This window comes from Neobacillus rhizosphaerae (assembly GCF_050477885.1).
GTDB classification, from domain to species: domain Bacteria; phylum Bacillota; class Bacilli; order Bacillales; family Cytobacillaceae; genus Neobacillus; species Neobacillus rhizosphaerae_A.
Window position 1 is genome coordinate 1 of the sequence record NZ_JBCNAC010000179.1, and the last position, 26,891, is coordinate 26,891.

At 42.8% G+C, this 26,891-nt stretch carries 30 protein-coding genes; 26 read left to right on the forward strand and 4 right to left on the reverse strand.

The features are described 5' to 3' along the window. Positions 1-56: 56 nt before the first annotated feature. Positions 57-1,379: a (Fe-S)-binding protein gene (locus ABES03_RS23775; protein WP_430121354.1), complete on the reverse strand. Its 1,323-nt coding sequence runs from the start codon at positions 1,377-1,379 to the stop codon at positions 57-59. Continuing rightward, the gene (gene glcD / locus ABES03_RS23780) at positions 1,376-2,788 is read right to left on the reverse strand and encodes a glycolate oxidase subunit GlcD (protein WP_430121356.1); all 1,413 of its coding nucleotides are present in this window, start codon (positions 2,786-2,788) and stop codon (positions 1,376-1,378) included. Before glcD ends, ABES03_RS23775 begins: the two co-directional genes overlap by 4 nt. A gap of 235 nt (positions 2,789-3,023) precedes the next feature. Here glcD and murQ point away from each other — a divergent pair, with 235 nt between their 5' ends. From murQ to ABES03_RS23885, 21 genes are all read left to right on the forward strand, one after another. After that, positions 3,024-3,917 (forward strand): N-acetylmuramic acid 6-phosphate etherase, encoded by an 894-nt coding sequence (gene murQ / locus ABES03_RS23785; protein WP_430121358.1) that lies wholly within the window; start codon positions 3,024-3,026, stop codon positions 3,915-3,917. A gap of 27 nt (positions 3,918-3,944) precedes the next feature. Next, positions 3,945-4,250, forward strand: coding sequence for a PTS sugar transporter subunit IIB (locus ABES03_RS23790; RefSeq protein WP_430121360.1), 306 nt, complete (start codon positions 3,945-3,947; stop codon positions 4,248-4,250). Between the two features lie 40 nt (positions 4,251-4,290). After that, positions 4,291-5,562 carry a PTS sugar transporter subunit IIC gene (locus tag ABES03_RS23795; RefSeq protein WP_430121362.1) on the forward strand — a complete coding sequence of 424 codons (1,272 nt, stop codon included), beginning with the start codon at positions 4,291-4,293 and terminating at the stop codon, positions 5,560-5,562. Positions 5,563-5,646: 84 nt separating this feature from the next. Then, entirely contained in the window at positions 5,647-5,946 is a 300-nt protein-coding gene (locus ABES03_RS23800; protein WP_430121364.1) for a hypothetical protein, read from the forward strand. Positions 5,947-5,962: 16 nt separating this feature from the next. After that, a complete protein-coding gene (gene anmK, locus ABES03_RS23805; RefSeq protein WP_430121366.1) occupies positions 5,963-7,111 on the forward strand; it encodes an anhydro-N-acetylmuramic acid kinase AnmK in 1,149 nt (382 codons plus the stop codon). 18 nt (positions 7,112-7,129) lie between these two features. Beyond that, the gene (locus ABES03_RS23810) at positions 7,130-7,462 is read left to right on the forward strand and encodes a PTS lactose/cellobiose transporter subunit IIA (RefSeq protein ID WP_430121368.1); all 333 of its coding nucleotides are present in this window, start codon (positions 7,130-7,132) and stop codon (positions 7,460-7,462) included. 15 nt (positions 7,463-7,477) lie between these two features. After that, positions 7,478-8,563: a DUF871 domain-containing protein gene (locus ABES03_RS23815; RefSeq protein WP_430121370.1), complete on the forward strand. Its 1,086-nt coding sequence runs from the start codon at positions 7,478-7,480 to the stop codon at positions 8,561-8,563. 30 nt (positions 8,564-8,593) lie between these two features. After that, positions 8,594-9,487, forward strand: coding sequence for a BadF/BadG/BcrA/BcrD ATPase family protein (locus tag ABES03_RS23820; protein ID WP_430121372.1), 894 nt, complete (start codon positions 8,594-8,596; stop codon positions 9,485-9,487). 21 nt (positions 9,488-9,508) lie between these two features. Continuing rightward, entirely contained in the window at positions 9,509-10,372 is an 864-nt protein-coding gene (locus ABES03_RS23825) for a MurR/RpiR family transcriptional regulator (RefSeq protein WP_430121373.1), read from the forward strand. A 94-nt stretch (positions 10,373-10,466) separates the two neighbouring features. After that, a complete protein-coding gene (nagA, locus tag ABES03_RS23830) occupies positions 10,467-11,657 on the forward strand; it encodes an N-acetylglucosamine-6-phosphate deacetylase (RefSeq protein WP_430121375.1) in 1,191 nt (396 codons plus the stop codon). A 2-nt stretch (positions 11,658-11,659) separates the two neighbouring features. Beyond that, the gene (gene nagB, locus ABES03_RS23835) at positions 11,660-12,397 is read left to right on the forward strand and encodes a glucosamine-6-phosphate deaminase (protein WP_430121377.1); all 738 of its coding nucleotides are present in this window, start codon (positions 11,660-11,662) and stop codon (positions 12,395-12,397) included. Between the two features lie 16 nt (positions 12,398-12,413). Beyond that, positions 12,414-13,130: a GntR family transcriptional regulator gene (locus tag ABES03_RS23840; protein ID WP_430121379.1), complete on the forward strand. Its 717-nt coding sequence runs from the start codon at positions 12,414-12,416 to the stop codon at positions 13,128-13,130. A gap of 189 nt (positions 13,131-13,319) precedes the next feature. After that, the gene (locus ABES03_RS23845) at positions 13,320-14,321 is read left to right on the forward strand and encodes a LacI family DNA-binding transcriptional regulator (RefSeq protein ID WP_430121381.1); all 1,002 of its coding nucleotides are present in this window, start codon (positions 13,320-13,322) and stop codon (positions 14,319-14,321) included. A gap of 16 nt (positions 14,322-14,337) precedes the next feature. Continuing rightward, entirely contained in the window at positions 14,338-15,291 is a 954-nt protein-coding gene (locus ABES03_RS23850) for a sugar kinase (protein WP_430121383.1), read from the forward strand. 9 nt (positions 15,292-15,300) lie between these two features. After that, positions 15,301-15,924: a 3-hexulose-6-phosphate synthase gene (hxlA, locus tag ABES03_RS23855; protein WP_430121385.1), complete on the forward strand. Its 624-nt coding sequence runs from the start codon at positions 15,301-15,303 to the stop codon at positions 15,922-15,924. Then, on the forward strand, positions 15,921-16,478 hold the full coding sequence (hxlB, locus tag ABES03_RS23860) for a 6-phospho-3-hexuloisomerase (RefSeq protein WP_430121387.1): 558 nt from the start codon (positions 15,921-15,923) through the stop codon (positions 16,476-16,478). Before hxlA ends, hxlB begins: the two co-directional genes overlap by 4 nt. 32 nt (positions 16,479-16,510) lie before the next feature. After that, positions 16,511-17,143 (forward strand): bifunctional 4-hydroxy-2-oxoglutarate aldolase/2-dehydro-3-deoxy-phosphogluconate aldolase, encoded by a 633-nt coding sequence (locus ABES03_RS23865; RefSeq protein ID WP_430121389.1) that lies wholly within the window; start codon positions 16,511-16,513, stop codon positions 17,141-17,143. A gap of 33 nt (positions 17,144-17,176) precedes the next feature. Continuing rightward, the gene (locus ABES03_RS23870; protein WP_430121391.1) at positions 17,177-18,220 is read left to right on the forward strand and encodes a TRAP transporter substrate-binding protein; all 1,044 of its coding nucleotides are present in this window, start codon (positions 17,177-17,179) and stop codon (positions 18,218-18,220) included. Positions 18,221-18,288: 68 nt separating this feature from the next. Next, positions 18,289-18,765 carry a TRAP transporter small permease gene (locus tag ABES03_RS23875; RefSeq protein ID WP_430121393.1) on the forward strand — a complete coding sequence of 159 codons (477 nt, stop codon included), beginning with the start codon at positions 18,289-18,291 and terminating at the stop codon, positions 18,763-18,765. Then, positions 18,762-20,054, forward strand: a complete 1,293-nt coding sequence (locus ABES03_RS23880; protein WP_430121395.1) for a TRAP transporter large permease — start codon at positions 18,762-18,764, stop codon at positions 20,052-20,054. The genes ABES03_RS23875 and ABES03_RS23880 overlap by 4 nt, the downstream gene beginning before the upstream one ends. 40 nt (positions 20,055-20,094) lie before the next feature. Then, positions 20,095-20,376 (forward strand): cupin domain-containing protein, encoded by a 282-nt coding sequence (locus ABES03_RS23885; protein ID WP_309858620.1) that lies wholly within the window; start codon positions 20,095-20,097, stop codon positions 20,374-20,376. Between the two features lie 29 nt (positions 20,377-20,405). Here the strand turns inward: ABES03_RS23885 and rpiA are convergent, their stop codons facing one another. Further along, positions 20,406-21,092 (reverse strand): ribose-5-phosphate isomerase RpiA, encoded by a 687-nt coding sequence (gene rpiA / locus ABES03_RS23890; protein WP_430121397.1) that lies wholly within the window; start codon positions 21,090-21,092, stop codon positions 20,406-20,408. A gap of 148 nt (positions 21,093-21,240) precedes the next feature. On the opposite strand from rpiA, the gene ABES03_RS23895 reads away from it, so the two are divergent. Continuing rightward, positions 21,241-21,666 (forward strand): OsmC family protein, encoded by a 426-nt coding sequence (locus ABES03_RS23895; RefSeq protein ID WP_430121399.1) that lies wholly within the window; start codon positions 21,241-21,243, stop codon positions 21,664-21,666. Between the two features lie 95 nt (positions 21,667-21,761). Here the strand turns inward: ABES03_RS23895 and ABES03_RS23900 are convergent, their stop codons facing one another. Continuing rightward, a complete protein-coding gene (locus ABES03_RS23900; protein WP_430121401.1) occupies positions 21,762-22,052 on the reverse strand; it encodes a c-type cytochrome in 291 nt (96 codons plus the stop codon). A 201-nt stretch (positions 22,053-22,253) separates the two neighbouring features. Between ABES03_RS23900 and ABES03_RS23905 the strand changes: the two genes are divergently transcribed. The 4 genes from ABES03_RS23905 to ABES03_RS23920 all read left to right on the forward strand — a co-directional run. Continuing rightward, positions 22,254-22,931 carry a response regulator transcription factor gene (locus tag ABES03_RS23905; protein WP_430121403.1) on the forward strand — a complete coding sequence of 226 codons (678 nt, stop codon included), beginning with the start codon at positions 22,254-22,256 and terminating at the stop codon, positions 22,929-22,931. Next, a complete protein-coding gene (locus tag ABES03_RS23910; protein WP_430121405.1) occupies positions 22,928-24,301 on the forward strand; it encodes a sensor histidine kinase in 1,374 nt (457 codons plus the stop codon). The genes ABES03_RS23905 and ABES03_RS23910 overlap by 4 nt, the downstream gene beginning before the upstream one ends. 76 nt (positions 24,302-24,377) lie before the next feature. Beyond that, positions 24,378-24,785, forward strand: a complete 408-nt coding sequence (locus tag ABES03_RS23915) for a hypothetical protein (RefSeq protein ID WP_430121409.1) — start codon at positions 24,378-24,380, stop codon at positions 24,783-24,785. Further along, on the forward strand, positions 24,782-26,891 hold a 2,110-nt coding region (locus ABES03_RS23920; RefSeq protein WP_430121407.1), incomplete at its 3' end, for an MMPL family transporter. The genes ABES03_RS23915 and ABES03_RS23920, both read left to right, overlap by 4 nt.

The following is a 26,891-nucleotide window of genomic DNA, read 5'->3' on the forward strand; positions in this document are numbered from 1 at the left end:
TCCCCCAGCGCTTTAGCGCGCCGGGGGACTGTCCCCAAATTTTGTCCAAGTTTATTTCATTTGACCGCTTCAGCAAGCAAATCAACAATATGGACGCCGCGAGTGGTTGACGAGAGTCCTTCCCGCTCGATTCCAAGCTGCATTTGTAGCAGGCAGCCGGGGTTGGCGGTGACAATGGTGGTTGCGTGGGTCGCTTTGGCCTGCACCATTTTAAAGTCGAGCATCACCATAGAAGACTCCGATTCTACAATATTATATATTCCAGCAGACCCACAGCAGCGGTCCGCATCCTTCATTTCTTGATAATGTACCCCCTGGATCGCTCGAAGCAGCGTTCTTGGAGCAGAAGCCGTTTTCATCACATTTCTCAGATGGCAGGAATCTTGATAGGTGATCACCTGTGGTGGAAGTTCTAACTTCACCTTCTTATGAAAATCAACAGCCACTAGAATTTCAGAAATATCCTTAATTTTCTCCTTAAAGGCCTTCGCCCGACTTTTCCAATCAGGGTCATCCTTTAAAAGATGATCATAATCAACTAGGAACGCACCGCAGCCTCCGGCATTGGTAATAATATAATCCACTTCTAAATCCTCAAACGCTTCGATATTCCGCTTCGCCAACTCCTTGGCCCCGCCCTTTTCGCCACTATGTCCATGCAACGCACCGCAACACGTCTGGTCACGAGGAATAACGATTTCACATCCAGCTAACTGCAACAATTTCATGGTCGCATCATTCGTTTTAAGGAACATCGTATCCATTAGACAGCCACTGAAAAAAGCGACTCGATGAACCTTCTTGGCAATTGCAGGAAGGTGTTCGGGCCTGTTCTTCATTTCTTTACTCGTTGGTACCTTCGGCAGCACTTTTTCCATTGTGGCCAATTGTTCAGGTAAAAGACCTAAATAGCCTATTTTTTGCGCAAAGGCTTGAAGCCCGGATCGTTGATAAAATCCTAGTAGGCCAACCACTCCTCGCATACGGTTTGGGTGGGGGAAGAGCCCCTGAAACACCGTTTTTCTAAGTGTCCGTACCGGCAAGGAATGCTTCTTGTTTTGATTGATAATATCCCGAGCATCCTCCAACAAGTGACCATAATTCACCCCTGAAGGGCAGACCGGTTCACAGGCACGGCAACCGAGGCAGAGCTCCAGTGATCGCTCGAAATCCTCATCCGGCTCAATCAATCCGTCAACGACCGCTTTCATTAAGGCGATCCTTCCTCGAGGAGAATGCGATTCCTTGTAGCCTGATTCGATATAGGTCGGGCAGGTTGGCAGACAAAAGCCGCAGCGCATACAGTTTAACAATTCATCCTCATTCATTTGGGCTTTAAATTGTTGTTGAATTTTTTCCCGTTCCATCAACGTTGTCATCTTGTAATCACCACACGTTTCTTGCTGTCTTTGGCAAACACCTTGCCAGGATTCATGATGTTATTCGGATCAAATGCCACTTTGATGGCTTTCATCGCGGCAATTCCTTCTTTTTTCAGCTTCCATTCTAGGTATGGAGCCTTCATGGCACCAACGCCATGTTCCCCTGTAATCGTTCCGCCCAGTTCGATGGCTTTTTCAAAAATCTCAGCGAAGGCAAGTTCTACTCGTTCCATTTCTTCATGATCTCTTGCATCTGTGGCGCAGGTAGGATGGAGGTTTCCGTCTCCTGCATGACCAAAGGTACAAATCGTCAGCTGATATTTTTCCGTAATTTCATTAATCGCCTTCACCATATTGGCAATCTCCGACCTTGGAACGGTCGCATCTTCGAGAATCGTCGTCGGTTTTAAACGTGCAACAGCTGAAAGGGCTGAGCGCCGTGCCGTTCTTAGTGCAGCCGCTTCCTCTTCCGTTGCCGCCATCTGAATCGACACAGCCTGTTCCTGTTTACATACTTCCGCTATTTTTTTCATATCTCGTTCCACTACTTCAGCCGGGCCATCCTGCTCGATTAAAAGAACGGCCTCCACATTGGTCGGCAGACCGATTTTGGCAAAATCTTCAACTACCTTTAATGTAGGCTGATCCAAGAATTCCAGTGTGGTGGGAATGATTTTATTCGCAATAATTTTGGAAACAGACTTGGCGGCAGCCGAAAGATCCTGATAGTGGACAAGCATCGTCTTTCTTGTTTCCGGCATCGGAATCAGCTTCAACGTGGCTTCTGTAATTACACCCAGTGTGCCCTCGGAACCAACCAAAAGGCGAGTCAGGTCATATCCTGCCACATCTTTTGCCAGCTTTCCACCCGTACGGATGATATCGCCGTTTGGCAGGACAGCCTCAAGACCCATCACATAATCTCTTGTTACGCCATATTTCAGACCCCTAAGGCCACCTGAATTCTCATTGATGTTGCCGCCTATGGTAGAAATCTTCATAGAACTGGGATCGGGCGGATAGAACAGGCCTTTTTCTTCGATAGCCTGTATCATCTCAAGAGTGATCACACCCGGCTGCACCGTGATGGTTAGGTTTTCTTCGTCAATTTCAAGGATGTTGTTCATGTGTTTAAAAAGAAGGACAATCCCGCCTTCTGTCGGGCAGGTTCCTGCACATAGATTCGTCCCAGAGCCGCGCGGAACGATCGGAATCTTATATTCGTTACAAAGCTTTACGATTTTTGACACTTCCTCTTTATTGCGCGGGCTGACCACGGCATCCGGCATGGACTGGAAATTAGGTGTAGCGTCATACGAGTAAACTAAGCACTCTGTTTTCGAATCAGCGAAATTTTCCTTGGTTACAATAGAAATAAGTTTTTCTGATATTTCCTTCGAAAGCATTGTTTGTTCCCCATCCTTATCTAACAAAATTTATTTATTTTATATGCAAGCCTTTTCAAAAATAACTCCTCAAACGGTGAACAACCTCTATATTCCATAGTTACAAGTCTATTATAATTCATTTTTGAAACTTTGTATTAAAAAAATAATAATATATTGAAACATAATTTCAATGATGCTATACTGTGTTTAGAAAGCGGTATCATAAATCTTTTTACAACCGAAATACAAAAGGATGATAGGTATGTTAGAACATTTAACGACGGAAGGTCGTAATGAGAAAACAATGCACCTGGACCAAATGAAAGCGATTGATTTTTTGGAGGTGATGAACGAAGAGGATATGAAGGTGGCATATGCTGTGAGGCAGGAGCTGACACACATTGCAAAGGCTGTGGAAATGATAGTCGCCGCCTATAAAAATGGGGGAAGATTAATTTATATGGGCGCAGGGACAAGCGGCCGAATAGGTTTGCTCGATGCGGTAGAATGTCCGCCGACCTTTAATACTTCTCCGAATGAAGTCATTGGCCTGATCGCCGGTGGTGAAAACGCCTTTATTAAAGCCGTGGAGGGTGCCGAAGACAGTCTGGAATTAGGAGTTCAAGATTTAAAAAGCATTCAGTTAACAAACAAGGATGTTCTAGTAGGGATCGCAGCCAGCGGTCGGACTCCCTATGTACTAGCAGGATTAGAATATGCAAAGAATATAGGAGCGAAGACAGTGGCAATCAGCTGTAACAAGGAGTCAGAAACGGGCAAGATTGCCGAGGTCGCGATCGAAGTAGTAAGTGGCCCTGAAGTCCTGACAGGCTCCACCCGATTGAAGGCAGGTACTTCACAGAAGCTTGTCTGCAATATGCTTTCAACAGCCTCCATGGTCGGGATTGGTAAAGTATATGGGAACTTGATGGTCGACCTTCAGCTAACCAATGAGAAGCTGGTGGAACGAGCCAAACGCATTATTATGGAAGCAACAAACTGCCCTTATGAAATTGCCGAAGAATTTTTAGTAAAAGCAGATAATAAACCGAAAGTCGCCATTATTATGATTTTAACGAATGTTTCCTATGAAGAGGCAGTCAATCGCTTAGAGGCAGCAGAAGGCTTTGTAAGAAATGCAATCTAAAACTATCCCTTGTAAAGGAGAATGAAAATGAAAGTATTATTTGTATGTTCAGGTGGAATGTCAAGTGCAATCGTAGTTAACGCGCTAAAGAAAGAAGCGGAAAAAGCGGGTATCGAGATTGAATTGTTAGCAGTTGGAACACAAGAATTTGATGCGGAAGTACGAAATGGCTGGGATGTAGCGATGGTTGCACCACAAGTCAGACACCGTTTTGATGGATTCAAGGAATCTGCGGATGCAGCGGGCGTCCCGTGCCAAATTATTCCGCCACAAGCCTACAGCCCACTTGGCGGCCCGACATTATTAAAACTTGCTAATGAGCTGAAAAAATAATTCTTTTAGATACAGAAAACATTTAAAGGGAGAAATGAAAATGGACAAATTTGTAGCCTTTTTAGAGAAAAATCTTTCGACTCCAATGGCTAAATTATCTGAGCAAAAACACTTACGAGCCATCCGTGATGGTGTCGTTTCAGCCCTGCCATTTATTATTTTCGGAAGTATTTTTCTTATCATTGCCTTTCCACCGGTAAGTGCGGATTCGGCCATTGCGGCTTGGTCAACGAAACACATTGCAGAGATTTTAATCCCTTACCGTTTAACGATGTATATTATGACCTTGTATATCACCTTTGGAATCGGGTACAGTTTATCGCAAAGCTATAAGCTCGACCCGTTATCAGGGGGACTACTTTCTACGGCAGCGTTCTTATTCACGATCGGCGTTCAAATGGTGAAGGATGTTGGGTTTGTTTTACCAATGGCTAACCTTGGTGGACACGGTCTGTTTGTTGCGATGATTGTGGCAATCTTTTCAGTAGAATCTATGCGTTTCTTTAAACAAAAGAAAATCATGATTAAAATGCCTAGTTCTGTTCCAACTTCTGTTGCACGTTCATTTGAAGCGTTACTTCCAGTGACCTTTGTTTTAACTGTGATGACACTCATCACTGTTGTGTTTGGTGTAGATACACATTCGATTGTCGATAAGTTAGTTGCGCCACTTGTTAAAGCAGGTGACACATATATTGGGGTCATTATTCCTGTATTCTTAATTACTTTCTTTTGGTCTTTTGGTATTCATGGTGTGTCTGTCGTTGGTGCGGTTGCACGTCCTGTTTGGGAAGTGTATTTAGCCAATAACTCTGCAGCGGTGGCAGCTGGAAAAACGATTCCGCATATCGCTCCTGAAACGTTCTTCCAATGGTTCATCTGGATCGGTGGAGCAGGTGCTACATTAGGTTTGGTTATCGCGATGTTACTGACAGCTAAATCACAATATAGCAAAGCAATGGCGAGAACAACGATTGTGCCAAGTCTTTTCAATATTAATGAACCAGTTATTTTCGGTATGCCAATTGTGTTAAATCCGGTATTAATTATTCCTTTTATTATTACTCCGTTAGTAGGGGCAACGATCGCTTATGTTGCTACTTCGATCGGCATGGTTAACCCAACGTATGTTATGGTTCCTTGGACATTGCCAGCACCAATCGGCGCTTATTTAGCAACTGGTGGTGACTGGAGAGCCGTTGTCCTTGTTCTTGTGAATATTGCTGTATCGGTCATCATTTATCTACCATTCTTTAAGATGTATGATAAGAAATTAGTAGCACAAGAGATTCAAGAGCAAAAAGCAGCTTAAGTTTGAGAAGGGAGTTTGGACCATTTGCTCCGAGCTCCCTTCTCTATTCATAAGCCTTTTAAAATGAAGGAAAGAGGGATGACCATGCGTAGTACATCACCAGTACCATCACCAAAGCTTCACTTTTTCAGCTATAAGAGTGGCTTTCTATTTTTCGGCTTTATTCTTGTTTTTAATCTTATCTTTAATCCGCTATTACGCGTCAGCGGTGTTGATCAGCAATTGTCCTTATATCTGATTAATAGTATTGGCATTAGTGTAGGACTAACGGGTGTGTTGGTATTGATTGAAGGTAAATTTAAAACCAAGAAGCAAATGACGGCCTTATTTTTCTCCTTATTAATAGGGTGTCTGTTGAGTTGTTATTTGATTGTATATCGATAAACTAGAGGTGATTTCAATGCCATATGTTGTAGGATTAATGTCTGGCACTTCATTAGATGGTGTGGACGCAGCCTTGGTGAAAATAGACGGTTGCGGCCTGCAATCGAAGGTGGAGTTAATCGACTTTGTTTCCATCCCTTTTTCAACGGATGTAAAAAAAGATATTCACGATGCCCTCTCTATTGATACCTCTAACAGCCAACAGATTTGTTCCTTGAATTTTCAATTAGGTGGGATTTTTGCGGATGCCGTGATCGCGGTTTGTCAGAAGGCCGATTTTCCCTTGGAGCAGCTTAATTTGATTGGGTCCCATGGACAAACGATTTATCATCAACCAAATCGATCCGGGAAATTCGTTCCGTCCACACTACAAATTGGCGAACCTGCGGTGATTGCGTATCAGACCCAAACGACGGTGGTTTCCAACTTTCGGACGATGGATATGGCGGCAGGTGGACAGGGCGCTCCACTCGTCCCGTATACAGAGATGATTTTATATGGAAGCAGCGAGAAATCTCGATTGTTACAAAATATCGGTGGAATCGGCAATGTAACGGTGCTGCCTAAACAGGCTACTATCGATGATGTGTACGCCTTTGATACAGGTCCGGGGAATATGATGATTGATTATCTATGTCAAAAGTTTTTTGCTCAACCTTACGATAAGGGTGGAGAAATCGGGAAACGAGGTCGAGTAAATCAAGCGTTATTAGAAGAATGTATGAGTATCCCATTTGTGCTTGCCTCACCACCCAAATCGACAGGAAGAGAACTATTTGGAGCCTCGTTGGTGGAGAAGCTGGTGAGCAACTATTCACATGTTTCACCGGAGGATTTCATCACAACGATGACAAGGTTTACAGCCCGTTCGATTGCAGAAAACTATAAAACATTTATTTTTCCAAAGACAATCATTGATGAAGTGATTGTTGGCGGTGGTGGCAGCTATAATGATACGCTTATGTCGATGCTGCAGGAGGAATTAATCGACCATTGCCGTGTGTATCAACAAGAGGATTTCGGCTTTTCCTCCGAAGCGAAGGAAGCGATCGCGTTTGCTATTTTAGCGAATGAAACCATGAACCATTTACCAAGCAACGTGCCTAGTGCAACGGGTGCGAAACGACCGGTCATTCTAGGAAATATTACACCAGTACCTTATTAACCAATAGGAGTGTTGAACATGACAGCAGAAGCAATGAATAACGAAATGGAGATTTTTGAAATTATTTCTCATGGCGGCAATGCCAGAGGACTTGCCTTTGAAGCACTTGAGGCCGCAGAGGAATTTGATTTTGAAAAAGCAGAAGCACTAATAAAAGAAGCTCAAGACGAATTAAATCTTGCCCATAAGACACAAACCAAGCTCATTCAAAATGAACTGAATGGCCACCCAAGTGAAAAAACTCTGCTGATGATTCATGCCCAAGACCACTTGATGACCGCGATTAGTGAGCAAAAGCTGATTGAACATATGATCCGGATTATTAAAAAACTAGCACCAGTTCAGAAGTAGACGGAGGTTTTTTCGATGAGAAAGTTAGGCATATCAATTTACCCGGAACACTCTACAGTGGAGAAAGATCAGGCGTATATTGCCTTAGCACATAAATATGGCTTTAAAAGAGTCTTTACCTGTCTGCTCTCAGTCAATGGCGACCAAGCAGAGATTATGAAAAACTTTAAAGAAACCATCTCTTTTGCTAATGATTTAGGCATGGAAGTAATGGTGGATATTGCCCCACGCGTCTTCGGTGCTTTAGGCATATCGTATAATGATTTATCCTTTTTTGCGGAATTAGGGGCGTACGGAATCCGCCTAGACATGGGTTTTACCGGGAATGAAGAAAGCATTATGACCCATAATCCTTATGGTCTAAAAATTGAGATTAATATGAGTAACGCAACCAACTATTTAGATAACATAATGGCTTATCAGCCGAACACAGAGAATCTAGTAGGTTCACATAACTTCTATCCCCATCGGTATGCGGGATTAAGTTACAACCATTTTGTCACATGCTGTGAGCTGTTTAAACGTCATAATATCCGGACATCGGCATTTGTGAATGCACCATCCGCTACCTTCGGACCATGGCCGGTGACAGAAGGATTATGCACATTGGAAATGCACCGGACTCTTCCGATTGCCACTCAGGCGAAGCATCTTTTTGCTACGGGTTTGATTGATGATGTCGTGATTGCGAACGCCTATGCCTCCGAAGAAGAAATGCAGGCATTGAGTGAGCTGAATCCGCAAATGCTTACGTTTAAAACAGAAATGTTTGACACGATTACAGATCTGGAGAAAAAAATTGTCCTGGAAGAATTTCATTTTTACCGTGGAGATGTATCCGATTATTTAATCCGCTCCACTCAATCGCGGGTGAAATATAAGCAGGAAGAATTTAAGCCAACGTACACTCCGGATATCCGTCGTGGGGATCTTCTGATTGAGAACGAATTGTACGGTCAATATAAAGGCGAATTGCAAATTGCATTACAGGATATGGAGAACTCTGGAAAAACAAATGTAGTGGGCCGAATTGCACCGGAAGAAGTATTTTTACTAGATTTTCTACAGCCATGGGGCAAGTTCCAATTTACCTTAAAATAATCAATAGCCAAGGGCTAAGGAGTGTTTAGTGTGAAGTATCTCATTGGCGTGGATGGCGGCGGGACAAAAACGGAAGCAGCAGCCTATGACTTAGAAGGAAATCTACTTAATAAGGGCGTTTCAGGCTACGGGAATCTTCTGATTGATGAAGGACAGGCTACAGCCAATATTCATATGGCAATAGAGCAATGTTTGGAATCATTAGACCTGAAGGATTGCCTCTATCTTTATTTGGGTCTTGCCGGATATGGGGGAGTGGCCGACACACGCGCCATTGAAGATTCGTTACTTCATGCCTATGGTGTGCCATTTACAATTGTGAATGATGCGTGGATCGCACATGCTGCCCTTTTAAAGGGTGAGGACGGGATCTTAACCATATCAGGGACCGGCTCCGTTAGTATTGCAAAGAAGGATGAGAAGCTGATTATGACGGGTGGCTGGGGCCATCTGCTTGGTGATCAGGGCAGCGGCTATTGGATTGCTCTAGAAGCCTTTAAACGAATGACGGTGGAAGCGGACCTTCAACAAGCTAGGAGTCCACTAACGACGAAAATTCTATCGAGGCTTGAACTGAAAGAGATAGCTGATATTAAGAAGTTTATCTACACATCTTCAAAAGGGGACATTGCCTCCGTTGTACCGGTGATTGTCGAGCAAGCGGATGAAGGGGATGAAAGTGCCCGGACGATTCTTAAGGAAGCGGGTTGGCATTTAGCAGAGATGACCTTGGCTGCCTATCGCCAGCTGCCTTTCCCGTCCTCATTGCCAATTGCTGTAAAAGGGAGTATTTTAACAAAAATACCTTTTGTACAAGCAGCCTTTACTGATAAAATAAAGGAAACGTTACCAAACGCTCAATTGATTCTCGAGGATGTTTCATCTACGGTCGGTTGCTACTATTTAGCAAAGAAAAAAGTCTAGAAAATGGTGTGGAAGGGGGAGATGACTACGACTACTGTTAATAGTTTAGTCAGGATTGAAAGTGTCTTAGACGAGTTACCTAAATCGGAAAAAAAAGTGGCACAATACATATTAGATCATGCCGATGAAATTGTCCGAATGACCGTACATGAATTAGCAGCCAATGCCAAAGCCAGTAGTGCAGCCGTTATTCGCCTTTGCCGCTCCATTGGTGTAGCCGGTTATTCCGAGTTAAAGCTTTCCCTCTCATCGCAAATTTCTCATTCGTTTAAAAGCGGATATTATGATATTGAGCCAAATGAAACGGTTCAATCTATTAAGGAAAAAATTGTTTCCAATTCTGTCGAGGTGATCAAGGAAACCGCGACGGAACTTGATGAAACAATTATTCACCAAACCATTGAGTGTATCAAGAATGCCGATGTGATTTACGTGTATGGCTTAGGAGCGTCCTCCCTTGTGGCGGATGATATCATGCAAAAATGGTCCCGTTTAGGAAAAACGGTTATCTCCTATCAGGATGCACATATTTATGCCGCGATCCTTTCGGGTTCTTCTAAGAACTGTATTTTCTTTTGTATTTCAAATAGCGGTGAAACACCAGAAGTTCTTCGTCTGGTTGATATCGCAAAGGAATCTGGTTGCCAAACCATAGGGCTTTCCCGCTTCGGACATAATGCCTTATCACAAAAGGTGGATTTATCGTTACAGCATGTTCGCGCACCGGAAGCACAATTCCGCAGCGCTGCTACAAGCTCGATTTTCGCTCAATTTTTAACAGTAGACATCATATTCTACGCGTATGTATCGAAATACTATGATGACAGTATTGAAAAAATTATCAATTCAAGGAATGCCGTTCTGAATTATACGCAAAGAAAATAACTAAAGGAATCTATGCTTACTAAGCTGGATTCCTTATATAAAGTTTTGAGTGGTCTAGACAACTATATAACTTTTAGAGAAGAGGTTTTTTATTATGAGTGGTTTCCGTACTGTTTTGCTAAAAAATGCAGTGGTTTACGCAGAAGATAAGGAGATAAACAAAGGGTCGCTTCTCATTAAAGACGGAAAAATCGAAGCAATAGGGTCTACAGTAGAAGGAAATTTGGATGAGAATGTTCAAGAACTTATTCTTCCTGAAACCTATAAAATTATACCTGGCTTTGTTGATGTGCATATCCATGGGGCAAATGGGGCTGACACGATGGATTGTACGGATGAAGCGCTAGAAAACATGGCTTCGTCGCTTCCACAAGCAGGGACTACGAGCTTTTTGGCTACTACCATAACTCAAAGTAAAGACTTATTAGAGAAGGCGTTACGTCAAACAGGCGAATATATTTCCGCTAAACAAAAAAGTGGACAAGCCGAAATCCTTGGAATTCATTTTGAAGGTCCGTTTATTAATCCGACAAAAGCGGGGGCTCAACCGCTTCAGCACATTATCCCTGCAGACATAGAGTTATTCGACAAGTGGCTGAAACTATCAAAAGAAACAATTAAGTTGATCACGTTAGCACCTGAGATGCCACATGGAGGAGAGCTTGTTGAATTTTTAAAAGAAAAAGGAATCATTGCATCCATTGGTCATTCGGATGCGAAGTTCGAAGAAGTGGGCCAGGCGATTCAATCGGGTGCGTCCCATATTACTCATTTATTTAATCAAATGCGCGGGCTGCATCACCGGGAACCAGGTGTGGTTGGAGCAGCTTATTTACGAAAGGAATTAATGGTGGAAATCATTGCTGATGGGATTCATGTGTCCCCTGAGATGGTGAGGGTTTCATATGAGCTCATCACTCCGGAGCGAATGATACTGATTACAGATGCAATGAGAGCCCAGTTCCTTTCAGATGGAGAATATGACTTAGGTGGTCAGAGGGTGTTTGTGAAAAAGGGAAAAGCACTCTTAGAAGATGGGACATTGGCCGGCAGTGTGTTAACGATGGCGCAGGCATTTAAAAACATTCTCTCCTTTACAGGCTGCTCAGTAAGAGACGCGGTTCAAATGAGCTCTTATAATCCTGCCAAACAAATGGGTGTGTTGGACAAGAAGGGAAGCCTGAAGGTTGGCAAGGATGCCGATGTGGTTGTTTTAGATGAAAACAACGAGGTCGTTATGACGTTTTGTAAAGGACAGCTGGCATACAAGAGAGGGGACGAGTGAGTATGAAGATTATTGAAGTAGAAAATTATAACCAAATGAGCCGGACGGCGGCAAACTATATCATCGAAAAGGTGAAGCAGAATCCTACGCTTACCCTTGGATTGGCAACGGGCGGGACTCCAAAAGGAACCTATGAACAGCTGATTAAGGATCATGGCGAAAACGGGACCTCCTATGAGAAGGTGACCACGTTTAATTTGGATGAATATATTGGTTTTTCCGGGGAGCATCCAAGCAGCTACCGGTACTATATGGATGAACAATTATTTCATCATATCAATGTTCCGAAGGCCCAAACCCACATTCCTAGAGGTGATGCGAAGGATATGGAGCAGGAATGTGTGCGTTATGAAAAATCAATCGATGACCATGGTGGAATTGACCTCCAGATTCTCGGGATTGGCAGCAATGGCCACATTGGCTTTAATGAGCCTGGGACAAAGTTCGGTGCTAAGACACATATCGTGACGCTCGATGAATCAACGAGGGAGGCGAATTCACGATACTTCAAGTCGATGGATGAGGTGCCGAGGTTTGCGATTTCTATGGGAATCGCTTCGATTATGAAAAGTCGGGAGATTCTTCTGCTGGTTTCGGGTGAATCGAAAAAAGAAGCGATGAAGCAGCTGCTTTGTGGGGAAGTGACAGAAAGCTTTCCGGCTTCCATTTTACAATTACATCCGAATGTCACTATTATTGCTGATCAACAAGCGTTGGTTGAGGCAAAGAATTATTGTTGAAGGGAGGATGAATGGCATGATTGATAAAACCTCTCCGATCCCGATTTATTATCAATTAGAGCAACAGATCAAGACAATGATTGAAAACAAGGAATGGATGCCTGGCGATTTAGTGCCATCTGAAAGGGAGTTCTCTGAGAAGTATCAAATTAGTCGGATGACGGTCCGTCAAGCGATTAATAACCTGGTGCAAATGGGGTTACTTGACCGAAAGCAGGGAAGAGGTACCTTTGTGTCAGATCAGAAGATTGAAAAGCGTGGGTTAACGAGCTTTTCGGAGGATATGCTTGAAAGAGGTATGACTCCAAGCAGTGAGCTGTTGGATTTCAAGGTTATTCCGGCCACTGCGGCGATTGCTCAGGATTTGCACATAAAGGAATCTGATCCTGTGTATGAGATCAAGCGGGTTCGTTTGGCGGATGGTGTCCCGATGGCACTGGAGACCAACTATATTTCTGCTGATTTAGTTCCGGGGATAACAGAGGATCTTTTGAATCAATCGATTTATCAATTTATCCAAGAGAAATTGAATTTATCGATCACGCATGCCAGCCAATCGATTGAGGCTTCGGTTGTGGATAATGTGGAGGCGGAATATCTCCAAATCCCAAAAGGAGCACCTACTCTCTTTATCCAGCGAATCGCAATGCTAGAAAATAACGTCCCGATAGAAACCGTCAAATCCCTTTACCGAGCGGATCGGTATAAATTTATGATCGACCTGAAGAGATAGCAGGAAAAAAACCAATTAGGGGACAGTCCCCCGGCGCTTTAACGCAGCGGGGGACTGTCCCCTAAAGTTTTTTGAAAATTCCTATTGTAAAACGCTTTCATTTGTTCTATACTATCACTAAACCGATTTAGTAAACCGATTTAGTAAATCGGTTTATCAAATAATGTTAGAAATTCTGGAGAAGATTCTATGAAAAAAGCAACAATTGCTGATGTAGCTCAGCATGCAAAGGTATCTAAGAGTACAGTTTCCCAATATTTAAATAAAAGATACGACTATATGGCAGAAAATACGAAACAGCGAATTGAGGAAGCCATCAAGGAATTGGATTATCGACCAAATATCGTGGCAAGAAGCTTAAAACAGAAATCCACTATGACAATAGGGGTCATCGTTGCTAACATTTTGCATAATTTTTCAACTCAGGTGATACGGTCCATCGAAGATATGTGCCACCTTTACGATTTCCACCTAATTGTGTGTAATGCGGACGACGATCCAGGAAAAGAAAAGAGATACATTGAAATGCTTAGGGCTAAACAGGTAGATGGTATTATTCTTTTTCCTACAGGTGATAACGTAGAGCTCTATGAAGAAATGGTAGATGAGAAGTACCCAGTGATCTTTGTAGACCGTATCGTACCGGAAGTATCGATTCCATCTGTCATGCTAGACAACGAAAATGCGGCTGGTCTTGCTGTACAGCACTTTATTGAAAAAGGCTATGAGCGAATCGGGATTATTACGAATGTCATTCGCAATGTATCACCTAGGATGGAGCGGATTACCGGCTATAAAAAGGCTTTACAAAGTAATGGAATTCCGATTAAAGAAGAGTACATTAAGAAACTAGAAATTAATAAAATCCAAGCAGGATTGGAAGAAATGCTTTCTCTCGAAGAGCCCATCCAAGCTATTTTGGCAGGGAATGACCTTACTCTTATGGAGATCTTAAAGTACGTAAAAAAACAAGGCCTCCGCATTCCTACTGACCTTGCCATCATCGGCATTGATGATGTTTCCTTTGCTAGCTTTTATGAACCAGCCTTAACGATTGTTGAGCAGCCATCCTTTGAGATAGGGAAGAAGGCCGCTGAGCTCTTGCTGAGTAAAATTCAGAAAAAAGACGTAGAGGATGAACAAGTCAATTTTCGTTTAGAACCGAGACTTATTGTAAGGAATTCTTGTTAAAAAGGATGTTAGTCATATGAATGATATCATTACCATTGGAGATGCAATGATTACGTTTAACCCCGTTTCAACGGGACCTATGAGATATGTTCCTTCTTTTGAAAGGAAAGTAGGGGGAGCTGAGCTGAATGTTGCCATTGGTTGTGCCCGTTTAGGCTTAAAAGCAGGGTGGATCAGCCGGTTAGGTAATGATGAGTTTGGCAGGTATATCTACAATTTTGTCCGCGGAGAAGGAATCGATGTATCTCAAGTAGAGCTAGTAGATGGGTATCCGACTTCACTAAACTTCAAAGAGATTATGGAGGATGGTAGTGGACGTACCTTCTATTATCGGAACAACTCTCCGACAACCGCTTTAACTGTGGATACACTTGATGAATCTTATTTTAAGAATGCAAAGGTCGTTCATATAACTGGTGTTTTTCCTGCAGTTGACCAAGCGAAGAATATTGAACTAGTAAAATATGCAATTTCGCTAGCAAAAAAGCATGGGGTGTTAGTATCCTTTGATCCGAATATCCGGTTAAAGCTTTGGAGTAAAGAGGAAGCGAAAGCTGCATTACGAGAATTCCTCCCACATGTGGATATTTTATTAACCGGCGTGGAAGAAGCGGAATTGCTATTAGGGGTAAGTGATCCCTCAGAAATCATCGAAAAAAGCAAGCATTACGGTATTTCCTATATAGCCATCAAACAAGGAGATAAAGGCTCCATTGGTTATCATAATGGACTGTATATCGAGGCTCCACCGGTAAAAGCAAAGAAGGTTGTAGACACGGTTGGTGCTGGTGATGGGTTTGATTGCGGTTTTATTTATGGAGTATTAAATCATTGGACGCTGGAGAAAACCTTGCATTTTGCCAACACCATTGGTTCAATGGTTGTCAGTGTTTCAGGCGATAACGAGGGGCTGCCATATTTAGATGAAGTATTAGTCCATTTAGGGGAAAAGGAATTCATAGAAAGATAGGGTGAGAGAATGAATCTTCAACTAGCCCTTGACCGCTTAACGCGGGATGAGTGCTTTCAGCTTTTACAAGAAACAGAAGCCTTTGTGGATTGGATAGAGATAGGTACCGGAGTAATTAAGGAATACGGTATGGCCATTATTCGGGAGATTAAAGAGACTTACCCCTATAAAGTGGTCGTTGCTGATATGAAGACATGTGACGCTGGGATGCATGAAGCGATTCAAGCCTTTGAGGCAGGTGCAGATATTACGACCGTGATGGCCTTTTCTGCTGATAAAACGATCTTGGATACACTTGAAGTGGCGAAAACCTATAACAAGCGTATCATGATTGACCTATTGGGCGTAACCAATCGCAACCGTCTGGTTGAATTACAGCAGCTTGGTGTGGACCTAGTAAGTCTTCACTTTGGCAAGGATATGCAGGCAGAAGGTGAAATGGGTGCTGAGCAATTAGCCTTAACACATGGCTTTGACCAGTTTGATGTAGCAGTTGCAGGTGGAATTAATGTAGATTCCCTTCCGGCGGTGTTACAAATTCAGCCTGATACGATTATCGTTGGTAGTGCGATCACGAAGGCGGAAATTCCGGCGGAAGCTGCTGCGGTAATGAAAGGACTGGTCTCACGATGAAATCCATTATAAATACAGTTGCGAATGAAATTTCAACCGTCCTTGCCCAGGTAAGCGAGGAAGAAGCGATTCATTTATCTAAGCATCTTCGAGAGGCAAAGCGAATCTTTGTTTATGGAGAAGGGCGCTCGGGTCTAATGGGAAAAGCGTTTGCGATGCGTCTTATGCACGGTGGCTTTCCGGTTTATGTGATTGGTGAAACGGTCACACCAAGTATTGACGCAGATGATTTATTAGTAGCCATCTCTGGATCAGGGTCAACAGGAGCCATCCTACAATATGCATCAAAATCAAAAGAGCTTGGTGCCAAAGTGTTTCTAGTTACGACAAATAGAGATTCTAAGATTGCTTCAATCTGTGACGGGATTCTTGTAATTCCGGCTGCAACCAAATACCGAAGACCAAGTGAACCACAGACGATCCAGCCCCTTGGGAATCAATTTGATCAATCTGTTCACCTCGTTCTAGACGCGATCATCATTGGGACTTTACAGACAGAGAATCAAGATTCTACCTATGGTGAAATGACTAAGCGGCATACGAACCTTGAATAGGTAACTTTTTTACAAAAGGGGATGGTTTAGAAGTGAATGTAGTCCATTTCATTAAAGAAAATCCAATAGTGGCAGTTATACGCGAAGCGACTCCTGAAAATATCCTCCCAATTGTAAACGCTTTATATAAGGGTGGAGTTAAAGTAGTGGAGATCACTGCGGAAACGCCAAAAGTGATGACCATGATTGAAAAAGTGACAGATGAATTTTGTAATCAGGTTCTAGTTGGTGCGGGTACCGTTTTGGACCCTGAAACGGCAAGAGCAGCCATCATGGCAGGAAGTACATTTATTGTTTCTCCATCACTGAATCCTGAAACAATAAAAATGACCAAGCGTTATGGAGTAACCAGCATACCAGGAGCATTAACACCTACAGAGATTTTGACAGCTTATGAGCACGGTGCCGATATGATTAAAGTTTTTCCAGCCAATGCCTTTGGTCCGGGCTATGTAAAAAATATTCATGGACCGTTCCCGCATATTCCATTAATGGTTACGGGAGGAATAAATCAAGGAAATGTCCTTGAGTACATGGGCAGCGGTGCTTTAGCAGTTGGAGTAGGAAGCAATTTAGTTAATCCCAAGCTTTTAAAAAGCGAAGAGGATTATCATACCTTAACTAGCAAAGCGCTCGAATACACACAGGTAGTTATTAAAAATTAATATACTTATAAAAAAGTAGGGGGAGCTAGTAAAATGAAAAAATTATTCTCATTATCCTTTGTATTACTTTTAGCTTTATCTGTTGTTTTGGCAGGCTGTAGCAGTAAGGAAACTGGAACAAAGAGTGCTGGTGAAGGCGATGGTGGAGCTAAAAAGATTAAGCTCGTTGCTGCTCATAACCAAACATCTCCGGATAACCCATATCAAGTTGGTCTTTTAAAGTTCAAAGAAGTGGCTGAAAGCAAGTCAAAAGGGAACATTGAAGTGGAAGTTCATGCGGGAACAATTGGAACAGAAGAGGCTGAATTAGTACAGAAGCTTAAGTTAGGCGCTGCGGATGTAGTATTAGTATCTCCTGGATTTATGACACAAACAGGAATTAAAGAAGTTGATTTGTTAGCGTTACCATACCTATTCGATAGCTACGAGCACTGGGAAAAAGTTGTAGATGGTAAAGTCGGCGAAGACATCACGAAGTTAATCAATGAAAAGTCTAATAACGATTTCAAAATTGTAGGCTACTGGTCTGCTGGTGTAAGACATTATTATGGTAAAAAGCCAATTAACAAAATGAGCGATTTAAAAGGGTTAACATTTAGAACACAAACTTCTGGTGTTGTGGCTGATTACTGGAAACAAGCTGGTGCCATTCCAACATCTATTGCATGGGGCGAACTATACCAAGCATTACAACAAAACGTTGTAGATTCATCTGAAAATTCTTATCCGTATTTTGTACAACAAAATCACCACAAGACGAAGAATGGTAAATACATCACTGAAACAGGCCATGATTACACAACAAGATTCTTATTAGTAAATGGCAAGAAGTTTGACTCTTATACGAAAGAACAGAAAGAAATTATTTTAGAAGCAGCAAAGGCTTCTGTTGAAGCAGAAAGAGCTTCTGTTATTGCTCAAGAAAGCGAATATAAAGAAAAAGCGATTGCTGATGGAGCAGTTGTAAACGAGATCGATCGTGCACCATTTATTAAATTAGCAGAGCCATTACAAGACAAGGCTGCGAAGGAAATGGGCGTCGAAAAATTATTAAAAGAAATCAGAGACTTGAAGTAAATAGATTGAATGGATAAAGGGAAGATGTTTCTTCCCTTTACTCCTAAACAAGGGGGGAAACGATAAGCATGATCAAGATTCTTGAGAAAATTCAGCTTACTATTGGTGTTTTAAGCTTATCGATCTTTTTTATCACCATAATTATTCAAATTGCCACCAGGCATTTAGGCATCCCGGTTATTTGGACGGAGGAAGTAGCAAATTATTCTTTCATTTGGTCAGTCTTTATGGGGGCCGCGGTGATGTTGAATCGAAAAGAACACTTTAGCTTTGACTTTTTATTGCAAAAGCTTAACGGAGTATCAAAAACGACTTTATTAATGGTAATTGATACGATCGTATTATTGTTTGCTTTCGCTCTTTTCTATTATGGAATCGAGGCTGTACAGAATTTTTGGACATATAATTGGACCTCTTTACCAGCGTTGAAAATGGGTTATGTATGGATATCTATCCCGATTACAGGACTTACAATGGCCATTTACTCTATTAATCATTTGATTAATAGCTTCAAAGAAATAAAGAGAGGGGGGGCTAAGGTATGACGGCTATCCTTTTAGTCGCATTGTTTCTCATTCTTATGCTGATTGGTGTTCCAATTGCTTTTGTTATTGGGATTGTTGCGTTGATGGGAATCTTTACAGTCCCATATATTCCAGAAGTGACAGTACCGATGAAAATGCTAAATGGAATCAATTCCTTTGTCCTGCTTGCCGTGCCACTCTTTATTTTGGCTGCGAATTTGATGAATAGCGGGAAAATTTCACAAAAGTTGATTGACCTTTCAATGGCCCTTGTCGGCCATATTAGAGGCGGTTTAGCCCATGCAAATATTCTTGTTTCCATGATTTTTGCGGGGGTATCTGGTGCGGCACAAGCTGATACTGCAGGTGTTGGTAAAATTTTAATCCCTAATATGAAGAAACAAGGGTATGACACGGAAACTGCGGTTGGGGTAACAGCTGCGTCTTCTACCATTGGTGTTATTATTCCACCTAGTATTCCAATGATCATTTTTGCTGGCTTAACCAATGCATCCATTGGCGCATTGTTCTTAGGCGGAATCATCCCAGGTATTTTAATCGGGTTGGGAATGATGGCTTTCGTTTATTTCCGAGCACTCAAAAAAGGTTATCCGAAATCAGAACGAGCGAAAATGAAGGAATTCTTAAAGTTGGTGTATGAAACGATTCCAGCTTTAATTACGCCAATTATTATCATTGGCGGTATTATTACAGGATTTTTTACTGCGACAGAAGCAGCAGCAGTCGCGTCTCTTTATACATTACTCATCAGTATGTTTTTCTATAAAACAATTAAACTTTCTGATTTGCCTAAGATTTTAACTGATACGCTTGCACTAAGCTCACTTTCCTTATTTGCTCTTGCAGCAGCTAGTGCGCTGGGTGAGTTATTGAGTTACTATCAATTATCCACAATGGCTCAAGACTTCTTTGTAAATAATGTTGGGGCTAAATGGGTATTTATTTTAATTCTTATCGCTTTCTTCTTGTTTATTGGAACGTTTATGGATGCCATACCGGCTATGATTCTCTTCGTTCCAGTTATTTTGCCTACGGCCACACACTTTGGAATGACGCCTGTTCATTTAGGTCTTATTGTCGTCATAACATTAGCAATTGGTCTTGTTACTCCGCCTTATGGGTTATGTTTATTGCTTGCTGGAAAAATTGGGGAATTGAGTATTGAAAAGTCGCTCACAGCAGTTATGCCATATATAGCCATTATTCTTGTTGTACTTATTTTTGTGGCCTTTTTCCCAAGCATTGCATTCTTTGTGCCAAAGCTCATCAATCCAGGATTATTTTTATAAAACGCTGTTGTTGGAATTGGCATACATTTAGGAGGACATCATGGTAAAAAGAGAAATTTTAAGCAGCGACGGTTCACTTATGTTAGTAAAAGTTCAATTAGCTAAAGGGTTTATCGGTGATGTGGATCAGCATCCTGAGGAACAAATCAGCTATATTGAAAAAGGAAAAGTAGAATTTGAAGTAAATGGTGAAAAGAGAATCTTGGCTGAAGGTGATAAACAATATATCCCATCGAATGTTGTACACCAGGTCAAGGTATTAGAGGAATGTGTGATTTTAGATATTTTCACACCGATTCGCAGGGATTTAGTTCAGGGTTAAATGAAAGGAGAGGCATAAACGGCCTCTCCTTATTTGTTTTTATGAAGGACCTTTATTTGCTCATCCCCACCAATGATGACGGTGTCTGTCATTCCTATGAATAGACCGGTTTCTACGACACCGAGTAACAGTTTTAGTTGGTTATGCAGTTCAGCGGGATTCGCAATGGTTTGAAAATGACAATCCAAAATATAGTTACCATTATTAGAAACGAAGACGTTTCCATCTCTCATTCTTAATTGTGGGGTAGCGCCAAGGTTTGCGATACTTTGGGCTGTTACTTCCCAGCCAAAGGGAACGACTTCAACAGGAAGAGGAAACTTCCCTAGTGTTGGAACTATTTTCGATTCGTCGGCGATGATGATTAGCTTCTTCGCATGGGCATCCACGAGCTTTTCTCGTAAAAGAGAACCGCCACCACCCTTGGTTAAGTTGAAATTAGGATCAATTTCGTCCGCGCCATCAATGGCGAGATCGAGACTTTGTACTTGTGAAAAATCGGTTAAGGGAATCTTACATTCCTTGGCCCATCCTTCTGTACGTATAGAGGAAGGAATCCCTCTAACGGCTAGCCCTTGTTCTACTAATTCGCCTATCCTTTGTATGAGCCAGTAAACGGTCGAACCTGAACCTAAGCCAATCGTCATTCCATCCTGAATAAATTCAGCCGCCTTCTCAGCTGCCGCTTTCTTTCTCATGTCCGTTGAACTTAGCATTTGCCTCACCTCTTTTTATCTAAATAATACCATAATAAAGGGGGGACAGTCCCCCAGTGCTTTAAAGCAGCGGGGGACTGTCCCCTTTTAGTAACATAAGAATCCATTATTTTGGTAAAATTAACATAATGAAAGGGGTTATGTATAAATGGAATTAACGATTAAGTGGAATGAGAAGATGGCCTTTTCGGGGACGACTCCCTCTGGACATGAGATTAAGATGGATGCCGCTCCAGAGGTGGGTGGAGAGAATACAGGAGCACGGCCGACGGAGCTGCTTTTGAATGCGGTCGCAGGCTGTACAGGAATTGATATTATCTCGATTTTGCATAAAATGCGTCTTGAGCCTTCGTCTTTTCATATGGATGTAAAGGGTGAACGGGCGGATGATCATCCTAAAAAGTTTACCACCATCAACATTCATTATTCTTTAGAAGGGGATTTGCCGGAAGATAAGGTGGTACGGGCGATCCAGCTGTCAAAGGACAAATATTGCTCTGTCTCTCATTCCTTGAGTGCAGAAATAAGCGCAAGCTATTCGATTAATGGGGTTAAGGGGCAACAATCTATTTAATAGTGGTAAGCGGGTTCTACGAGCCCTATAAGGAGAATTCGCAAAAGCAAAAGGTCGCGTACGATACACGAACGCGACCCACCTTACCCACCTATCTATTTCTCCATCAACCACTTCGTCACAATCTTTGATTCCTCATCCCCAAGTAAATTCCCTGGCATCTTAGGTGTACCCTCACTGATAATTTTCAGTACTTCCTCTTCTGAATGCTTCCCCTTCATATTTACTACAGTCGGACCAACAGCGCCCTGTAATTGGTCACCGTGGCATGCTGAACAATTTTCCTTGTAAATCGTTTCGCCATCCTTGGCAGAGCTCGAACTACCAGACGAACAGCCGGTTAATATTAAAAGCGTAAGTGCTACAACAGCCCAAAGTCGATTCACGATGTCTCCTCCAAACAAATAAAGATTTCCTACCTCCATCTTAATAGAGGTTGGACCGGGGTAACCTTCCCATTTATGAACAAAGACAAAACTTTTCGGGGACAGTCCCCCAGCGCTTTAGCGCAACGGGGGACTGTCCCCCAACTGCACCCAACGTTATAATGGAGAAAGAAAAATGCTACTGAAACGGAGCGGGCCCATATGAGGAAAATTTTAGTCGTAGATGACGATAAACATATACTTGAATTGGTTAGCATTCATGTAACCCAGTCGGGTTATCAGGTGCTTAAGGCGGAGAATGGCATCCAAGCCCTTGGAATTTTGGAAAACGAACTGCCTGACTTAGCCATCGTGGATGTGATGATGCCGGGGGTGAACGGCTATGAACTGACGAAAAAAATAAGAAATGACCACGACATCCCGGTCCTATTACTGACAGCCAAAGGGGAACTAGAAGATAAGGAAAAAGGGTTCCTGGCTGGGTCAGACGATTATATCGTCAAGCCCTTCGAACCCAAAGAACTGCTATTCCGCATCGCCGCCATCCTACGACGATACGATAAACCGACAGATACCATGCTGCAAGTGGGATCCATCATGATCAATCGGAAACGATTCGAAGTCACCGCAGGCGCAAGCACCTTACTCCTCCCGCTGAAGGAATTCGAATTGCTCTCCTTACTTGCCTCTAAGCCCAACCAAGTCTTTGAGCGGGCCGCCATAATGGAGAAAATTTGGGGCTACGACTATGAGGGAGACGAACAAACACTTACCACCCATATCAAGCGAATCCGCGAGCGCCTCGCGAAAATCTCAAAAGACGTTGAAATCAGCACCGTCCGTGGAGTGGGCTATAAGCTAGAGGTGCATCACTCATGAAATCGTTATATGGAAAATTCGCTCTTACAACCATTCTTATCATGCTGTTCAGCACGATCTGCGGGTTTTTACTCACAAACACCTATTACCAAAGCGTGATGAAAGAGCGGAATGATAAGAAAAATGTCGAGATCGCTGAATCCATTGCCGCTCACATCGAGGCCTCTCCAAAGCTCCCGTTATCCAATTACCTATCGACGGTGGGAAAAATCGGTTATCAGCTTTATGTCGTCGATGAATCGGGCAAGGGCCACTTTTACGGCGGGAAGTATCGGGTACAAGATTTACAAGCATCTTCTGTGAAAAAGGTACTCGACGGCTACATCTATCATGGGATGCGCGAATTTCCTCGTCAGACATTTGTGACTGGTTTTTTTGCCAACGAATTGTCGAACACAATCGGCGTTCCGTTTAGCTATGAAAACAAGCGCTATGCACTCTTTGTCAGACCGGATATCAAGCTATTATTTAGCGAGGTCCATACCCTTTTAGGCGGCCTCATCGTAGGAACCGCTTTTTTAAGCCTATTGCTGATGCTGGTCGTGGCCAAGCTTTTGATTGTTCCTATCACACAATTAACGGAGGCAACCAAACGGATTGCCAATGAAAACTATGATACCCAGCTGAACATTGACCGTCGTGACGAAATCGGTCAGCTGGCATCGAGTTTTCATACGATGGTCGGTCAGCTTCAGGAGAATGATAAGATTCGCAAGGAATTCATCAGTAATGTGTCACATGATTTTCAATCGCCGCTGCTGAATATTCAAGGCTATGCCGGCTTATTGAAATCAACCGATTTAACGGAAGAAGACCGTGAGAACTATGCTGAAATCATCCAATCAGAAACCAAGCGGTTATCGAAGCTCACCCGTCAGCTTTTACTATTAACCACCCTTGATCAATCGACCAGAATGGTGAAGTATCAAGAATTTGAGTTAGCTGAGCAACTAAAAGCCTGTGTGAACAAATATCGCTGGTGGCTGGAGGAAAAGCAGATTAACTTACAATTGGATATGGAACCGACGACGTATCGTGGTGATGCCGCGTTATTAGAAAATGTTTGGGATAATCTTTTGACCAATGCGATTAAATATAACCGTCCTGAAGGAGAAATCCACATTCGACTGCAAGCAAAAGAAAAATATCTAGAAGTGACCGTGAGCGACACAGGTATCGGTCTAATGGAAGAAGAGAAAGCACAGCTTTTCGAACGTTTTTACCGGGCAGACAAGTCTCGTTCGGAGGAGGGAACCGGTCTCGGCCTATCGATTGTGAAACAAATCATCGAGCTCCATAAAGGGGAAATTCACGTCACGAGTGCACCGAACGAAGGAACCATTTTTACCATTAAGCTTCCCTATTTGTAACGTAAAGTTCATATAGAGTTCATGTTAACCAATTACTATAGTCAACGTAGAAATAAAAACTATGGAGGTTAACATGATGGAAAATAAATGGAGTATTCGACTTATTCGCCTCGCGGCTATCTTTGGTTTGGTAGGAGCCATCATCGGCTCAGACATGGCCGGATCAGGAAATTACCAAATACGCCCTGTTCACGCACACATATTAGTTGTCGGCTGGTTATCCATCTTTGTATGGGGATTGTTTTACCGAGTGTTTAAAATAAAGTCATCCAAGCTAGTAGCTGCTCATGGCTGGACGGCGGGAATCGGTGCCGCTGGATTAACAGCCGGGATGTGGCTCCATCTAGTAAGGCCGTTGGAAATCAATGACACATTTGCACTAATTTTTTACATTGTTGGCGGCTCTATTTTATTAATTAGTTTCGTTTTATTCATCATCGTCACGTTCATGATCGAGCCGGTCAAAGGTGAGCAAGCATCATGAGACTTTTAAAAGAGAAAAAACGATGGTTGCTGATTTTGCTAACTTGGCTAGTTGCAGCTGTGGCGCTTTCCGTGTTTGCCACAGGTGCTAAGGAGCAAACCTCACCTAATAAAAATGCTGGATTACCTGAAACGACTGCAAGCATTCAAGCAGAAAAAGCGTTGAAACAGTATTTTCCTTCTTCTGAAGGGGTTCCGTTGTTTGTTGTGGTTTATGACAAACAGGGTTTGAAAGAGCCTGATGTGGGAAAAGCAATTAGTTTTACTGAAAAAGTGGTGGGTGAGGCAGAACAGGATTTAACCATTATTCCGTTATCAAAGATGCCTGTACAAGCACGCGATTCCTTCTTTTCAAAGGATCAAACCACGTTCTTTTTACCGGTTTTATTTCCAAGTGGGCTGGAAAACAAAGTGGTAAAAACAACGATGGATGGGCTGAAAAAAGAAGTGGCAAACGGGTTGCCTCCGAATCTGGAAACATATTTCACGGGTCCTGCAGGCATCGTGGCAGATACGTATGAAATGTTTTCAAAAGCAGATGTGGTATTAATCCTTGCAACTGTGGGGTTGATTTTTTTATTGTTAATCGTCATTTACCGCTCGCCCTTATTGGCACTGATTCCGTTGATTGGTGCCGGTATCTCTTATTCAGTCGTCGATCGATTGTTAGGTTTGATGGGGAAGTTTAATTGGTTTGCCATCGACAGCCAGGCCTTATCGATTATGATGATTTTATTGTTTGCGGTGATTACCGACTCTTCGCTCTTGTTATTTGCCCGTTTCCGAGAGGAACTGGAAAAAGGCTTACCGGTTAATGATGCCATGAAAACAGCCTTAAGCTTCGTAAAAGAACCCATCCTCTTCAGTGGCGGAACGGTGTTTCTAAGTATGCTGACCTTGTTTTTTGCTGTGTATGAACCGTATCGTGGGTTTGCGCCGGTATTCGCTGTCGCAGTCGCCCTGATGATTCTTTCGGGTGTTACGTTACTACCTGCGCTTTTTGCGATTGCAGGGGAAAAAGCATTTTGGCCCGCAAATCCACGAAAACGGGCGGTGGTGGTAAAGCGCTTTGGGAAAGAAGGGGTTTGGCATAAAATAGGACGCTTCGTTACAGCCAAACCATGGGTTTCTTTGGTTCCGATTGTATTGATGCTGGTGTTATGTACTTCGATGATCAGACAGGTTCAGTACTCGTTCAACCTTCTGGATTCATTTCCGCAGGAGATGTCCTCAATTCAAGGCTTTGCTCGATTAAATGATGCCTTTTCTGCCGGTGAGATTGCCCCAAGTACAGTGATTGTGAAGGCAAAAAGAGAGGTGTCCCAGGAGCAGATACAACGTTTGGTAGAGGAATTAAATCGGTGGGACTCTGTTTCTAAAGCGGAAGTTCAAGGGAATCCCTATGCAGAGAAGCAACGGAATGTGGTGAAAATCAATCTTGTGTTGAAACATAACCCTTATTCGGAGAAGGCTTTTGACGACATCGTGAGACTTCGAGAGGATTCTGCTTCTCTATTAAAAGCTAGTCAAATTAAGGGAGCGAAATTATTAATCGCAGGTGAAACGGCTCAAAACGCCGATATCCGTCAAGCCAGCCATGGGGATGAAATTCGGATTCTATTGATTATGACGGTATTGATCATGGTGATGCTTGGTATTCAAACCCGTTCGCTCTTCGCGCCTATCTATATAATGGCTACCGTTCTTTTATCCTTTGGAGCAGCGTTAGGGTTGAGTATCTTCGTTTTCCAAGACCTACTTGGCTATCCGGGCATTAGCTACCGTACGCCTTTGTATACATTTGTGTTCTTAGTGGCATTGGGGGTGGATTACTCCATCATGCTCATCTCCCGCATTCGTGAAGAGAAAAAGCAGTTGTCGATTAAGGACGCAGTACGGGAGGGTGTGGGTAAAACAGGAGGCGTCATTTCCTCAGCGGGCCTCATCCTGGCTGCCACCTTCGCCGTCTTAATCACCCAACCCGTCATGGAGCTTCGTGTATTCGGCTTTGCCGTAGCAATTGGCGTCCTCCTCGACACCTTCATTGTTCGGCCGATTGCGATACCGGCACTCATGGTATTAACCACCAAAAAGGGGACAGTCCCCC

What these genes read in the sequence shown, in the direction of transcription:
- ABES03_RS23840 (WP_430121379.1), top strand. Translation starts at nt 12,414, where the DNA reads ATGATTGATAAAACCTCTCCGATCCCGATTTATTATCAATTAGAGCAA.
- ABES03_RS23910 (WP_430121405.1), top strand. Translation starts at nt 22,928, where the DNA reads ATGAAATCGTTATATGGAAAATTCGCTCTTACAACCATTCTTATCATG.
- nagA (WP_430121375.1), top strand. Translation starts at nt 10,467, where the DNA reads ATGAGTGGTTTCCGTACTGTTTTGCTAAAAAATGCAGTGGTTTACGCA.
- hxlB (WP_430121387.1), top strand. Translation starts at nt 15,921, where the DNA reads ATGAAATCCATTATAAATACAGTTGCGAATGAAATTTCAACCGTCCTT.
- ABES03_RS23815 (WP_430121370.1), top strand. Translation starts at nt 7,478, where the DNA reads ATGAGAAAGTTAGGCATATCAATTTACCCGGAACACTCTACAGTGGAG.
- ABES03_RS23870 (WP_430121391.1), top strand. Translation starts at nt 17,177, where the DNA reads ATGAAAAAATTATTCTCATTATCCTTTGTATTACTTTTAGCTTTATCT.
- ABES03_RS23875 (WP_430121393.1), top strand. Translation starts at nt 18,289, where the DNA reads ATGATCAAGATTCTTGAGAAAATTCAGCTTACTATTGGTGTTTTAAGC.
- ABES03_RS23795 (WP_430121362.1), top strand. Translation starts at nt 4,291, where the DNA reads ATGGACAAATTTGTAGCCTTTTTAGAGAAAAATCTTTCGACTCCAATG.
- ABES03_RS23810 (WP_430121368.1), top strand. Translation starts at nt 7,130, where the DNA reads ATGACAGCAGAAGCAATGAATAACGAAATGGAGATTTTTGAAATTATT.
- ABES03_RS23775 (WP_430121354.1), bottom strand. Translation starts at nt 1,379, where the DNA reads ATGACAACGTTGATGGAACGGGAAAAAATTCAACAACAATTTAAAGCC.
- ABES03_RS23905 (WP_430121403.1), top strand. Translation starts at nt 22,254, where the DNA reads ATGAGGAAAATTTTAGTCGTAGATGACGATAAACATATACTTGAATTG.
- ABES03_RS23880 (WP_430121395.1), top strand. Translation starts at nt 18,762, where the DNA reads ATGACGGCTATCCTTTTAGTCGCATTGTTTCTCATTCTTATGCTGATT.
- ABES03_RS23825 (WP_430121373.1), top strand. Translation starts at nt 9,509, where the DNA reads ATGACTACGACTACTGTTAATAGTTTAGTCAGGATTGAAAGTGTCTTA.
- ABES03_RS23845 (WP_430121381.1), top strand. Translation starts at nt 13,320, where the DNA reads ATGAAAAAAGCAACAATTGCTGATGTAGCTCAGCATGCAAAGGTATCT.
- hxlA (WP_430121385.1), top strand. Translation starts at nt 15,301, where the DNA reads ATGAATCTTCAACTAGCCCTTGACCGCTTAACGCGGGATGAGTGCTTT.
- murQ (WP_430121358.1), top strand. Translation starts at nt 3,024, where the DNA reads ATGATAGGTATGTTAGAACATTTAACGACGGAAGGTCGTAATGAGAAA.
- glcD (WP_430121356.1), bottom strand. Translation starts at nt 2,788, where the DNA reads ATGCTTTCGAAGGAAATATCAGAAAAACTTATTTCTATTGTAACCAAG.
- ABES03_RS23915 (WP_430121409.1), top strand. Translation starts at nt 24,378, where the DNA reads ATGGAAAATAAATGGAGTATTCGACTTATTCGCCTCGCGGCTATCTTT.
- nagB (WP_430121377.1), top strand. Translation starts at nt 11,660, where the DNA reads ATGAAGATTATTGAAGTAGAAAATTATAACCAAATGAGCCGGACGGCG.
- ABES03_RS23850 (WP_430121383.1), top strand. Translation starts at nt 14,338, where the DNA reads ATGAATGATATCATTACCATTGGAGATGCAATGATTACGTTTAACCCC.
- ABES03_RS23790 (WP_430121360.1), top strand. Translation starts at nt 3,945, where the DNA reads ATGAAAGTATTATTTGTATGTTCAGGTGGAATGTCAAGTGCAATCGTA.
- anmK (WP_430121366.1), top strand. Translation starts at nt 5,963, where the DNA reads ATGCCATATGTTGTAGGATTAATGTCTGGCACTTCATTAGATGGTGTG.
- ABES03_RS23885 (WP_309858620.1), top strand. Translation starts at nt 20,095, where the DNA reads ATGGTAAAAAGAGAAATTTTAAGCAGCGACGGTTCACTTATGTTAGTA.
- ABES03_RS23895 (WP_430121399.1), top strand. Translation starts at nt 21,241, where the DNA reads ATGGAATTAACGATTAAGTGGAATGAGAAGATGGCCTTTTCGGGGACG.
- rpiA (WP_430121397.1), bottom strand. Translation starts at nt 21,092, where the DNA reads ATGCTAAGTTCAACGGACATGAGAAAGAAAGCGGCAGCTGAGAAGGCG.
- ABES03_RS23800 (WP_430121364.1), top strand. Translation starts at nt 5,647, where the DNA reads ATGCGTAGTACATCACCAGTACCATCACCAAAGCTTCACTTTTTCAGC.